At 43.4% G+C, this 12499-nt stretch carries 11 protein-coding genes; 7 read left to right on the top strand and 4 right to left on the bottom strand.

The annotated features are described in order from the left end of the window. The 5 genes from AB5542_RS19555 to AB5542_RS19535 form a co-directional block, all read left to right on the top strand. On the top strand, window positions 1–632 hold a 632-nt coding region (locus AB5542_RS19555; protein WP_368243363.1), incomplete at its 5' end, for a glycerol-3-phosphate dehydrogenase C-terminal domain-containing protein. 103 nt (window positions 633–735) lie between these two features. Further along, the gene (gene glpT / locus AB5542_RS19550; protein ID WP_087420680.1) at window positions 736–2085 is read left to right on the top strand and encodes a glycerol-3-phosphate transporter; all 1350 of its coding nucleotides are present in this window, start codon (window positions 736–738) and stop codon (window positions 2083–2085) included. 20 nt (window positions 2086–2105) lie between these two features. Next, entirely contained in the window at window positions 2106–3527 is a 1422-nt protein-coding gene (locus tag AB5542_RS19545) for a glycerophosphodiester phosphodiesterase family protein (RefSeq protein ID WP_279040222.1), read from the top strand. 24 nt (window positions 3528–3551) lie between these two features. After that, the gene (locus AB5542_RS19540) at window positions 3552–4907 is read left to right on the top strand and encodes a porin (protein WP_279040220.1); all 1356 of its coding nucleotides are present in this window, start codon (window positions 3552–3554) and stop codon (window positions 4905–4907) included. Between the two features lie 272 nt (window positions 4908–5179). Further along, complete coding sequence (locus AB5542_RS19535; RefSeq protein ID WP_087420682.1) at window positions 5180–5830, top strand: tetratricopeptide repeat protein; 651 nt, start codon at window positions 5180–5182, stop codon at window positions 5828–5830. A 61-nt stretch (window positions 5831–5891) separates the two neighbouring features. Here the strand turns inward: AB5542_RS19535 and AB5542_RS19530 are convergent, their stop codons facing one another. After that, window positions 5892–6692, bottom strand: a complete 801-nt coding sequence (locus AB5542_RS19530; RefSeq protein ID WP_118305641.1) for a hypothetical protein — start codon at window positions 6690–6692, stop codon at window positions 5892–5894. A 144-nt stretch (window positions 6693–6836) separates the two neighbouring features. Continuing rightward, on the bottom strand, window positions 6837–7433 hold the full coding sequence (locus AB5542_RS19525; RefSeq protein WP_087420684.1) for a MarC family protein: 597 nt from the start codon (window positions 7431–7433) through the stop codon (window positions 6837–6839). Between the two features lie 97 nt (window positions 7434–7530). Between AB5542_RS19525 and AB5542_RS19520 the strand changes: the two genes are divergently transcribed. Together AB5542_RS19520 and AB5542_RS19515 are read left to right on the top strand one after the other, a co-directional pair. Further along, on the top strand, window positions 7531–8310 hold the full coding sequence (locus tag AB5542_RS19520; RefSeq protein ID WP_279040217.1) for a short-chain-enoyl-CoA hydratase: 780 nt from the start codon (window positions 7531–7533) through the stop codon (window positions 8308–8310). A gap of 75 nt (window positions 8311–8385) precedes the next feature. Continuing rightward, window positions 8386–9231, top strand: a complete 846-nt coding sequence (locus tag AB5542_RS19515) for a 3-hydroxybutyryl-CoA dehydrogenase (protein WP_027201871.1) — start codon at window positions 8386–8388, stop codon at window positions 9229–9231. A gap of 162 nt (window positions 9232–9393) precedes the next feature. On the opposite strand, the gene AB5542_RS19510 is transcribed toward AB5542_RS19515, so the two are convergent. Together AB5542_RS19510 and AB5542_RS19505 are read right to left on the bottom strand one after the other, a co-directional pair. Next, a complete protein-coding gene (locus tag AB5542_RS19510) occupies window positions 9394–10143 on the bottom strand; it encodes a DUF1016 N-terminal domain-containing protein (protein WP_270547015.1) in 750 nt (249 codons plus the stop codon). Between the two features lie 141 nt (window positions 10144–10284). Beyond that, window positions 10285–12051, bottom strand: coding sequence for an outer membrane beta-barrel family protein (locus tag AB5542_RS19505; RefSeq protein WP_279040215.1), 1767 nt, complete (start codon window positions 12049–12051; stop codon window positions 10285–10287). Window positions 12052–12499 lie beyond the last annotated feature (448 nt).

Here is a 12499-nt window from a genome sequence, read left to right as displayed (position 1 = left end):
CTTTATACATGGACCCGGCCCCGACGTATGCTGATATTGAATCCGTGTTTGCGGGGCAACGGCCGTTGGCTGCCCCGAAACACGAGGGAAAGAGTACGAAAGAACTTTCCCGCGGACACAAGATTATAGTTTCCGATAATAATTTAATCACGATCACGGGAGGTAAATGGACTTCTTATCGTTTGATGGCCGAAGATACGGTGGATAAAGCGATTGCCATGAAACTGGTGGATGCCAGACCCTGCGTGACGAAAAAATTCCATATACACGGGTACCGGAAGAACCCGAACCTGAAAGATCACATGTACGTTTATGGTAGTGATCAGGATGCGATTATGAAGTTGATCGCTGAAAATCCGGAATACGGAAAGAAACTGTCAGATAAATATGATTATACCGTTGCCGAAGTTGTTTGGGCAGTTCGGGAGGAGATGGCCAGAGAGGTAGAGGATGTTCTTGCACGGAGGGTTCGATTGTTGTTTGTTGATGCGAGAGAGGCGATTAAGGCAGCCCCGCTGGTGGCAGAAGTGATGGCGAAAGAACTTGGGAAGGATCAGGCATGGATTGATGAAGAAGTGAAGGAGTTCACTGAACTGGCAGAAAATTACATCGCGGCTAAGATCATGTTTTGATCTTAGCCCGGTGTATTTCATCCGGAAAGAGCCGCGAGTAGTAATGGAAACGTTTACGATAATCAGATTGGAATCAATATAATATTTATTAAAAATTAATATCATGTGGAGTTTTCTGAAGCCTGAGCCTCACAAACCCTTGTTGCCTAAAGAGAAAATTGACCCCACGTACAAGAAGTTACGTTTACAGGTCTTTTTAGGTATATTTATAGGGTATGCGGGGTATTATTTAGTACGTAAGAATTTTACTCTGGCAATGCCCTATTTGCAGGAGTTGGGATTTGACAAGGGAGATTTAGGGGTGGCTCTTTCGGCTAATGCTATCGCTTACGGGATATCGAAGTTTTTGATGGGAGGGGTTTCCGACCGGAGTAGTGCCCGTAAGTTTTTGCCGTTGGGACTGGTGTTATCGGCACTCGTGACGTTGTTTTTGGGAACAAGTGCAGGAGTCTCTTCAATCGTGGTCATGTTTATTACCCAGTTTTTGATCGGTTGGTTCCAGGGGATGGGCTGGCCACCTAGCGGTCGGGTGATGACGCACTGGTTTTCCTTGAAGGAGCGGGGGACCAAAATGTCGATCTGGAACGTGGCCCATAACGTGGGAGGTAGTTTGGTCGGGATCATGTTCTCTGTGGGGTTGGTGTGGTTCGGTTCCTGGCAATCTGCCACGTTTATTTTTCCGGCTGTTGTGGCCTTGGTGGTTGCCGTGATTGCGTTTATTCTGATCCGGGACACGCCGCAATCGTGTGGTCTGCCGCCGATCGAGGAATATCGTAATGATTATCCGAAAAATTACAGCGCGAAGTCGGAGGAAGAGCTGACGGCAAAAGAGATCTTTTTCAAATATGTTTTGAATAACAAGATATTATGGTATATCGCTATCGCTAATGCTTTTATCTACTTGGTAAGATACGGGGTGCTTGACTGGGCGCCGACTTACCTGAAGGATGTGAAAGGTTACGATAGCGGGGCGGTGGGCTGGATTTATTCAGCTTACGAGATCGCGGCCATTCCCGGTACGATTATCTGCGGTATCGTGAGTGACTACGTGTTCAAGGGACGACGGGCGATCACGACGATGATTTACATGGTACTGGTGGCCTTGTTCGTGTTTATTTACTGGCAGACGGAACATAATCTGGTGATGGATAGTATATGCCTGATCGCTATCGGGTTCTTGATTTACGGGCCGGTGATGTTGATCGGGGTACACGCCTTGGATTTGGCGCCCAAAAAAGCGGCGGGAACGGCTGCCGGACTGACCGGTTTTTTCGGTTATTTCTTTGGAACGGCTTTGTTAGCAAATATCATGTTGGGGTACGTGGTGGATCACCTTGGATGGGACTGGAGTTTCATTATCCTGTTGGGAGCCTGCGCTCTGGCATTCATTTTTACGGCATTTACAGTAAGAGAAGAACAATATCTGGTAAAAGAGAGTACTAACAAACATTAAACGCTCTAAAATTCAAAATTATGATTAAAAAGTTTTTTCATGCAGTGATGGCATGCGGGTTGATAGCCTTGGTCATGTCGTGTGAAGATCAAAAATTCAACAACATAAATGTCGATGTCGACAAGGTTGAATTGGATCATTTGACTCCCGATATGATTAAAGTGCGGGATTACGTGCCGGAGTATGCTGTTGTCGCTCACCGGGGATCGACATTCTGGACCCCTGAAGAGACGGAGGCAGCGTATCGCTGGGCGAGAGAAATCGGGGCTGACTATCTGGAATGTGATATGCAGGTTTCGAAAGATGGGGTGGTGTTGGCATTGCATGATGACAACTTGAAACGAACCACGAATATCGAGAACGTGTTCGGGGAGACTATCCCTTACGAGATTAGGAAAGCGTATTACCAGAAGATCGGCTACTCGGCCGAGGAGGCTGATGCGTTGGTGAAAGAGGATGCCAAGAATTTTGTTCCGAATCTTCCGGCTTATTATACCTACGAGGAGTTGATGATGCTGGATGCCGGAACATGGTTTAATGAAACGAGTATCGAACAGGCCCGCCCGAGCTTTGCCTCACAACATCAATACATTTCTACATTGGAGGATCTCGTGGCTTATTCCAAGGGGAAAATGCTGGAACGGGATGCGCAGGGAAAACGAGTGTTCACGATGGGACAGAAGACCGGAGAGAAGATCAAGAGTTTAAGCGGTACGGCTGACGTGATCAAGTATACGTTTGGTTACGTGAATGATCCGGAGGACACGGGAAACCGTCCGGGAATTTATATCGAGTTTAAGGAGCCGTGGCTGAATCCTACCGGGTTCGAGGAGATTGTCTACAAGGAACTGGATCGTTTGGGAATGAATATTATCACGCAGCCGGAACCGGAAAGCAACCCATTCTACGTGAATGGCAAGGTGAACACGGGGAACACGAATGGTAAGGTGATTCTGCAGACCTTCTCGTTGGAGAGCCTGGTGAGGGTAGCCGAGCATTTTGAAGGCAAGGTCCCAATGTGTTTCCTATTGTGGAAAGGTACGGGAGCGACGGATATCACGTATGACGATCCGCTGGGTTATGCCTCGTTTATTAATCTGGGAGTGAAGTACAAGGCTCATTTCATAGGACCGTGTATTGCCGGAGCCCCGAATAATTACCCGGAGCTGAACCAACCGTGGCAGGATTACTTGATTCACAAGGCTGGAATGAAGAATCATCCCTACACGTTTGACACGTATGACCAGATGGCCAAGTATTTCGGGCAATATAATTTCGGTGTCGAGATTGACGGGAAATATAAAGCACCTTATCTGGATGCATTGTTTACGAACCATTCTGATATGAGTATCAACTACATGATTACTCAAGGCTGGCGAAAGAGCCCGGCTTCCGAGACGTTGGTTGACGCGAAGGTGGTGTTGGAGAGATTAGGTTACTAAATAATTGTTTAAATGCAGACCAGTATGAAAAAATATATATTATTCCCTGTTGTATTAGTCGCTCTCGTGTTGTCGTCTAATATGGTGAAAGCTCAAGCCGAGGATGTTTCTAATCCTCTTTTGCAATATATCAATAAGGATAAAGGAATTCGTTTTACGGCAGGTGCTCGTTTGTTTGCCGATGTGGCTTATTATCATTCGGAGTACACGCCGATGAAGTCGGGGGCAGCGCTCACGGATGCCCGTATACGGACATCGTTGACGTACGGGCCGTTGTATTTTTACGCTGATTTTGATTTTTCGAAAGGAACTTTCAAGCAAAAGAATATTTTCGTGCGATATAATTTCCACGAATCGGCGTACGGGATTCATAGCGTGAAGGCGGGCTATTTTAACGAACCGTCGAGTATGAGTCTGAATGCGAGTTTGTATAATTACCATTTTATTTCCCGTGCGGCTCCGGCCATGGCTTTATCGGCCGGGCGTGGTTTGGGGATTACCTACAAGTATTATGATGCCACTTTCTTCGCGGATCAAGGACTTTTCGCTGAGAACAAGTACAATGACCAGATTTCCGGTTTCCAAGGAGTAAGCTTGAGTGGACGCTGGTTGTACAAGCCGCTTAATAATGAGTTTATAACCTTACACGTGGGAGCCTCTTTCCGCTACGGACGGATTAACACAGGTGAGGTGGTGAATAACGTGTTCAAGACGAATGTGGAGTTGGAGTCGAATATGCAGACTTACGTGGACGGTACGACGGAATTCCTAAACGCGCAAGTGCCTTGGGCGAAGAACACAATCACGGTAGGACCGGAAGTGCTGGTGGTTACCAGTAATATGTTTTTGCGGGGCGAGTATATTTACAAGAGATTGTACAAGAAAAGAAATGACGAGGCTTTGTTCGAGAATCAGTTGGGAGGCGTTTGGAGCTGGACAACCTTGGCATCCTGGCAGGCCGGAAACCCGATACAGAGTTCCAAGTTCCAAGGGGCGTACGTGGAAATGGGATACTTGCTTTGCGGTGAAGGATACGGTTATGACGACGAGTACGGATTGTTGCGGGGAAGTAACGAGAGAGGAGATCTGGAGATTGTGGCCCGTTACAGTTACACGGATTTGAATGACATTAATAAAGGTGATTTCTTTTTAATTGGTAAGCAGGTATTTTATCCCGGGGGAGTGGTGGCAGATTACCCGGCCGTGTCAACGAGTATTGGCGGGGGACGGTTACATGCGGCCACGATTGGCGTGAACTACACGTTCAACCAGTACGTGAAGGTGATGGGCGAGTACCAGTATAGTAATTTAAAGAATGTTTATTTCCCGTTGGATAAGAATTTCCATCAGTTGCAGATGCGTTTGATGGTGTCGTTCTGATAGGAGAGAAGAACAAAGTTTATAAGGTTCATAAAGTTTATAAAGTTCATAAGGTACATGGCCCTCTGCGGGCGTATTGTTTACGGCAGCACAAGCTGCCGTTAAAACACGGTCCGAAGGACGCCCGTCACTTTATGAACTTTATAAACCTTATGAACTTTATAAACTTAGTGGACTATGTAGACTTTTTTTAGCGAGGTGGATTTGCTTTTTAATTCCTTTTCATTATTTTTGGGATTCGAAACACACAAACACTAATTTATCGCCAGATTATGAGAAAAGTCACTTTGTTATTGATGACCTTGGTTGCTATAACCAGTATGGCAACAGGTCAGGTTGACGTGAGTGCGGTCAATAAACCGATCGAGTTGTTGAACGAGGCAAACACGGATATTGAAAATGGAGATTATAAAGATGCTGTTCAAAAATTGATCGCGGCTAATCGATTGAATCCGAAATTGAGGGAGGTTTACTCGTCTTTGAATACAGCTTGTACTCACACGAACCAGATTTCTTTGCTGAAGGAGTTTCTAGTGAAAGGAAAGGGGATATTTGAGGAAGATGATGAGCTTTGTTATTATTTGGGAAATATTTACCAGAATCAACAGAATTACGCGGCAGCCATAAAGGAGTATTCTCTGGCAATCCAATACGCTAAGAAAAATGGGGAAGAGTACGAGTTGGTATATGCTTATTACTTGAACCGGGGGAATTGTTACTTGAAACAGCGTGAATTCGCGAAGGCGATACCGGATTATACCTATTCTCTCAAGCTGAACAAGGATAACGGTGCTATTTACGCGAACCGGGGAATTGCTTATTTCAGTACCGGGAAGCGCAAGGAGGCGTGTGCCGATTGGCGGAAAGCTAAATCGCTGGGAGTGACGAGTGTGAATGCTTACATTAATCGCTATTGTCGATAGAGAATTTAAATAAAATAAGCGAGTCAAATGAGATTTTTGGCTCGCTTAATTTTTCTAGGAATTAGAAGGTCCAGCCTAATCGAAGAACCGGTTCGATGTATGTTTTGACATTTGTTTGACGTATTTTTTCCGTCATTTTTTCATCGTATTCCGTGATGGTTGTTTCTCCTTGACTATTTAGTGTTGATTTTCCGGTATATTTTGCTTTTTGGCTGCTTTCAGTCTTGAGGCTTAAACCGAATTCTGTTCCAATGTACAAACCTTTGTACAAGTAAAAATCTAATCCCGTGAATATGGCAAATGTCGCACCAGAGGTTGCGGGATCATTTACTGCATCCAGTAGATCTTCTTCATCCCAGTTGCCGTCAAGTGCAAGTATAGCTCCGTTTTTAATTTTACCGTTGAATTTGCTGGAAGAGGTGTTTGATTCACTTATTCTTTCGGAGTAACCTTCTATTTTAGTTGAGGCAAAGTGTTTCTTGTACCCGATACTTCCGCCCACGTAAGCATTTAGTCTTTTTGCCAGATCGAAGTGACGTTCATAACCCAAGTCCAGGTTAAAATCCCCGGTCGTGCTTTTGAATTCATTTTTGTAGCTGGTTTTTATCTCATTTTCTTCTTGGGAATCCGAGTCTGTGAACTTGTTTTGAGTTGAATTGATTCCGAATTTCAAGCGAATAGCATCCCTGTCAGAAATGAAATAACGGAATTTGAGTCCGTCTAATTGGAACGTTTTGCCATCCTGATCGAAGGGATTGAATTGAATTTCAGTACCAAATGAACCTTTTTTAGGTTTTTGTTGTGCTGATACATTGTTAGAAACGATAAGTACGACAACCAGAATGAATAATAATTTTCTCATACTTTAAATAAAATTAGTGATTAATTTTTTCCGGGGACAAAAGTATATATAATTAAGCGAGAACTTTGGATATGACCGGTAAAAATAACGCCCAAATTATCGTATGAGTATATCGACAAGTGGCAGGAATATTCCTGCCACTTGCTATTTGAAAATATCAATCAGTGATGTGAGGTTGCTGGTAAAGAGTTTAACCGAAATGGCGAGGAGAATGATACCTAAGAATTTACGTAATATATAAACCCCGCCTTTCCCGAATACCTTTTCGACCAGCGATACATTTTTTAGTACGAAATAGACAACAATAATGTTTAGGGTTAAGGCGATAATAATATTGATGGTATGATATTCCGCCCGCAAAGCCAATAAAGTCGTTAATGTTCCGGCTCCCACGATCAAGGGAAATACTAGCGGTACGATGGATGCCGTTCCTGATGGACCATCATTTTTGAAAATAGGGATTCCGAAGATCATTTCTACTGCCAGTACGAAGATCACGAGAGAACCGGCCACGGCAAACGAGGAAATGTCCACGCTGAACAAGTTGAGCAAACCATCCCCAACGAAAAGGAATGCCACGAGAAGAATATACGATGCCAGAGCGGCTTTTATGGCACTAATTTTGTGTCCTTTATTTTGAATATCATTAATGATAGGCACGGCTCCCGTGATGTCAATTACGGCAAACAGGACCATGAATGCACTTGCAAGTTCTTGTATACTAATGTCTGAAAAACTCATATCAAAAAGATTGGTTTATTCTTGATTAAAGGTTATTTTTGCCTACAAAGATACAGAAACAAGAGGTGTTATCAAAATGAATCAAAATAGAAAAGTTATGGCGTATACGAAACTAATTGTCGAGAAACAGGATAATATTTGCACGGTTAAAATTAATAACCCGGAGGCGTTGAATGCTTTGAATTCGACGATTTTGAAAGAATTGGATGCTGCCTTCTCGGCTATCGGAGAGGATGATAGTGTTGATGTTGTCATTCTGACGGGTGAAGGACGCTCGTTCGTGGCGGGAGCGGATATATCCCAGATGAGTACGTTGAACGCGGTGGAGGGGAAAGCGTTTGGAGAGCTGGGAGCGGCTGTTTTCCGCAAAATCGAATTGTTGAACAAGGTGGTTATTGCCGGTGTAAATGGTTTCGCGCTAGGGGGTGGATGTGAGTTAGCCATGGCTTGTGACATCCGTATCGCTTCGGTGAAAGCTAAATTCGGACAACCGGAAGTAGGTTTGGGGATCACCCCGGGATTCTCCGGTACGCAACGGTTACCGCGTATCGTGGGATTGGGTAAGGCAAAAGAGCTGATCTATACGGCAGACGTGATTGTCGCCGAGGAGGCCTATCGAATCGGGTTGGTGAACAAGGTGGTGGAACCGGAAGCGCTGATGGATGAATGTATGGATATGGCGAAGAAGATTGCGGCAAAGGCCCCGCTGGCTGTACGTTATGCTAAAGAGGCGATTAACCGGGGAGTGGAGACAGATATTGACACGGGTATTTCGATTGAAAGTGATTTGTTCGGGCTGTGTTTTTCAACCGAGGATCAGAAAGAAGGAATGCAGGCATTTCTAGGCAAAAGAGGAGTGGAATTCAAGAAAAGATAAAAGCTGAAAAGCTGGCGTTTGTACGATAATAGAGAATTTGATATTATATAATTGAAGGTTTTAAATTAAGAGGAAATGAAAATTTGCGTTGTAGGTACAGGTACGATGGGTAATGGTATTGCCCAAACCTTTGCTCAGGCCGGGCATGACGTGTTGTTAAAAGGTCGTTCAGAGGCATCTTTAGGTAAAGCTCATAAGGCTATCGAGAAGAGCCTTTCCAAGCTGGTGGAAAAAGGCAAGATGGAAGCTGCCGAGAAGGATGCTATCAATGCCCGCATCAAGGACACGATGGCATACGAGGATTGTAAAGATGCCGATTTAGTGATCGAGGTGGTTGCCGAGGATATGGCAACCAAGAACGAGATATTCAAGACATTGGATGCAATCTGCAAGCCGGAAGCAATCCTGGCCACGAATACTTCTTCTCTTTCTATCACGGAAATTGCTGCCGCAACGAGTCGTCCGGAGAAAGTGATCGGTATGCACTTCTTTAACCCAGTGCCGATGATGAAATTGGTTGAGGTGATTAAAGGGCAGTTGACTTCCCAGGAGGTTCACGACAAGGTGATGGCAATCGCTGCAGAAGTGGGTAAAACCCCGGTAAGCGTGAACGAGGCTCCTGGTTTCGTGGTAAATAGAATCCTGATCCCGATGGTGAACGAGGGTATTGGAATTTACGCTGACGGTGTTGCTACCAAGGAAGAGATTGACGAGGCCATGAAATTAGGGGCTAACCACCCGATGGGACCTTTGGCTTTGGGAGACTTGATCGGTTTGGACGTGTGTCTGGCTATCATGGAAGTGCTGTATAATGAATTCGGTGATTCCAAGTATCGCCCTCACCCGTTATTACGGAAGATGGTTCGTGCCAACTTGTTGGGACGTAAGACTGGAATCGGTTTTTATGATTACCGGAAATAGGGAATAAAAAGTTTATAAAGTTCATAAAGTTTGTAAGGTTCATAAAGTTGCATTTGAGTGCAATGGATCTTATAAATTTTGTGAACTTTGTTTTTGAATGTTGGTTGATTTGTCTAAACAACTATGTTTGTTCCCTTGTCTTTCAGAAAGAAACTACAGAATTCATTCAATCAATCTGTTGCGTAGTTTTGATTCGCTATGCTTCTTGGGTAAGCCAAGGAAGTCAAGGAATACAGTGTCCTTGAATATTACAGGTGCATTTGGATAAGACTCTAATAATCCTTTTGATAGATTCTTCTTATCACTAAGCAGCGTTGAAAATGTCTGATTGGTTAAGCTCCGGTCTAACTCTTTTACATTCAGACGTTCCTTGTGAGCATATAATATATAGAACAAACGTTCTTCGTTATTACGACAACGGCTAAGTATCATTGTATGATTGGTGAAAGTGGTCATTGTAAGAACTTGAGGCATTCGTGCAGTTGACAACTGCACAATCTCATTATTTTCCCCTTCATTTATGTTATCATCTTGGGCTTCTAAATGAGCCGATTGTAATTGTGCAGTTGTTGACTGCACGAATTCATGTGACAGAAATTTCTCTACCGTTAAGCTAAATTGAGGCGTGGAATACTCTTCAAAATACTGAACCATATTGTAGATGTTTCTTCGGCTATATCCTCTTAAATCAGGACGGCGAGCACGAATGTATTCTGATAGTTGGCTCACCACCTTGCTTCCCCATTCTTCACTTTTCAGCTTTGCTGATACATAGCTTCCCACGTACCATGCAGTCTGTAGCAATTCCTCGTTCACCATACGAGAGGCTTTGCTTTGGTGCAATTGAATGATGCTAATCACTTCGTCAAACTGCTTTTCATGCAGAACTATAATACTTTTGTTCTCGTCCATATTGCAAATTTACGCATTATTGGTATTTTGAACAATAATCTTCGCCATTGTAATTGATGCTTTGAATTTCAGTCACAAAGGTAGTTATTATTAATGAAATGATTGCTTGCTGCGCTGAAAAGTGGAATTTCTTGTAATGTTTTATTGTCCTAATTGTATTACTTGACGTTTTTGCGGGTGAGAATCGTCTGCTGATGAACGGGATGTAAAGTTGTTGAAATTGAATGTTAGCCCGATCCAGTAAGCATGGGTAGCTTCTTTGCTGTAATTTGCCAGACGATAGGTGTCCGTGTTTGAACGGGCTTGCCATTCGGACGTGTCGAAGACGTCGGAAACGGAAAAACTGACTTGAAGGCGATTATTAAAGAAGCCTTGTTTGATTGCCAGATCGAGATAGTAATTCTCTTCAATTTTGAATTGTGGAACCTTTGTTGGTGATTGATAAGAGAAGAGGGCCTGAAATTCGGTATGTTTTTTAGAATTTAAGTTTAATTCTAAGTTGCCCGACCAAGAGAAATCGTCAACATGAAGGTTTATTCCTTGATATTTCCCGTTGGCATGAGCGTGGACGAGGGATATGGAAGGTGTGATTGTCATCCATGAGGTGGGAGATCCAGATAGATTGATGTCCAAGCCGACCTTGTTTTCCATGCTACCATTCGTGTAAGACAGGGTTAACGTGTTGTCTTCCGAAAATAACGTGACGGGGGTGATAAACCTTTCGGTGGAATTGAAATAAAGATTCCCGTTCAGCTGGATCTTTTCCCCGTGTAGAAGATAATTGATTTCGGCCCGGTTCGTGATTTCAGGGCGTAATAGCGGGTTACCTTGCTCGAATGTTTGGTGGTCGATCGGATTTGTAAATGGGTTTAGTTGGGTGTAATCCGGGTGTATGGCCTTTCTAGTAAAATGAAAGGCCAGTTCTTGCTGATCAGAAGGAGTGTATTGGAGTGTTAGGTGCGGGTAAAAGTAGAATCGATCAAAATTATGTTTGTCCGTGTTTTCCATGAGCTTGGTGCGGGTAATATCGTAATCGGCGTGTAGCCCTATTTTATAGAGCCAAAATTCTCCTTGTTGTCGGGAGTAGGAGAGATGTGCCGTGTATATGTATTCATGATGGTTTAGGCCGTCGTTAGGGGGCAAATTTGATAACCAATTGTCGAGGGTTTCTTCCGTGTCATGAAGATTGTATCGGGTTTTATTCCATCTGGAAAAAAATTGAATTCCGGTTTCGAGTTGCCCTTGGTTTTCGAATGTATAGAGATAATCCATTTGCAGGCGGACGAATTCCGGTTTCTCGTTTCCGGTAGAGGTATGGGTGAGGATATCATCGATTTGATACGTGCTTGGACGGGAATCTTTCGTGTGGGAGAAGATCCCGTTTAGCGATAGTTCGTGTTTGTTTGTTTCGTAGATGTGTTTGTAGAATAAGGAACCTTCAATTGTTTTCCGGCTGAATGCTATTCGATGGTGTAGGTCATATTCTTTTGTTTGCGTGCGATTATTTATATCCCGGTTTGTCGTGATCTTGGGGAATTGTAGTTTGAGATTCCATAGAAATAGATTGCGTGGAGAAGGACGCATATCCAATTGGAGGGCTATGGAATGGCTTAAATGGTGTTGTTCTGTCTCTAATAGTTGAGATGTTTCTGACGAAAGAGCGCGAAATAACTCACTGCTGATTTCAATCCGATCTGAATGTCCGGAATAATCCAGGAATAGATCCCAATTCTTTTGTGTATATCCCAAGTTTACGTTTCCCGTGAAATTGTTCGTGAAATCATAGTTGAGGGAAACAGAGCCGCTCCATGGGCTCTTGGTCTTTTTCTCGTTTTCTTGAGCGTAAATGTCCGTATTCGTGCAAAAGGTAAGAAGGCTGAAGAGGAGTTGTGTGATGTGCTTTTTCATATATCTACATTGTTGTTTTGTATATTTGACAAGGGATATATGTGAAAACTTGTGTTTGTTAGAGATGTTTTAAGATTTTTTGTAATTTGTGGTTTCTGGAGAGAAACTCAAGAGAAGTAATGGAGATGCTAAGGTGATAATCCCACTTTTTCGATGATGTCTCGACGCTTAGTCAGTGCTTATTTATCCGGTGATGTATGAGCTACGTGTAAGCTTCGAATAAGCTCTGAATAAGGGGGATTATTTGGGTTAGATTACTTCTTTATTTGGGTTGGTTTAGGGTGAGAATAGGGGTGATATGTTGGTAAATATAATTTGAATTTGTTTTTATAGGAATGGTGGCAGTGGAGCTTAATTTAAGAATGATTTAGATGTCTTAAAACGATCGTTTAATGCTATTAACACCTGATTGATTTTTACAATTTTCAACAGACACGTTAACCAACTG

The organism is Butyricimonas sp. RTP31003st1_G1_RTP31003_210430, assembly GCF_040920905.1.
Lineage (GTDB): Bacteria > Bacteroidota > Bacteroidia > Bacteroidales > Marinifilaceae > Butyricimonas > Butyricimonas paravirosa.
The sequence above is the reverse complement of the archived record's forward strand: the minus strand, read 5'-3'. Positions and strand labels throughout refer to the sequence as shown.

What these genes read in the sequence shown, in the direction of transcription:
- AB5542_RS19535 (WP_087420682.1), top strand. Translation starts at nt 5,180, where the DNA reads ATGAGAAAAGTCACTTTGTTATTGATGACCTTGGTTGCTATAACCAGT.
- AB5542_RS19525 (WP_087420684.1), bottom strand. Translation starts at nt 7,433, where the DNA reads ATGAGTTTTTCAGACATTAGTATACAAGAACTTGCAAGTGCATTCATG.
- AB5542_RS19505 (WP_279040215.1), bottom strand. Translation starts at nt 12,051, where the DNA reads ATGAAAAAGCACATCACACAACTCCTCTTCAGCCTTCTTACCTTTTGC.
- AB5542_RS19545 (WP_279040222.1), top strand. Translation starts at nt 2,106, where the DNA reads ATGATTAAAAAGTTTTTTCATGCAGTGATGGCATGCGGGTTGATAGCC.
- AB5542_RS19530 (WP_118305641.1), bottom strand. Translation starts at nt 6,692, where the DNA reads ATGAGAAAATTATTATTCATTCTGGTTGTCGTACTTATCGTTTCTAAC.
- AB5542_RS19520 (WP_279040217.1), top strand. Translation starts at nt 7,531, where the DNA reads ATGGCGTATACGAAACTAATTGTCGAGAAACAGGATAATATTTGCACG.
- AB5542_RS19540 (WP_279040220.1), top strand. Translation starts at nt 3,552, where the DNA reads ATGAAAAAATATATATTATTCCCTGTTGTATTAGTCGCTCTCGTGTTG.
- AB5542_RS19510 (WP_270547015.1), bottom strand. Translation starts at nt 10,143, where the DNA reads ATGGACGAGAACAAAAGTATTATAGTTCTGCATGAAAAGCAGTTTGAC.
- AB5542_RS19515 (WP_027201871.1), top strand. Translation starts at nt 8,386, where the DNA reads ATGAAAATTTGCGTTGTAGGTACAGGTACGATGGGTAATGGTATTGCC.
- glpT (WP_087420680.1), top strand. Translation starts at nt 736, where the DNA reads ATGTGGAGTTTTCTGAAGCCTGAGCCTCACAAACCCTTGTTGCCTAAA.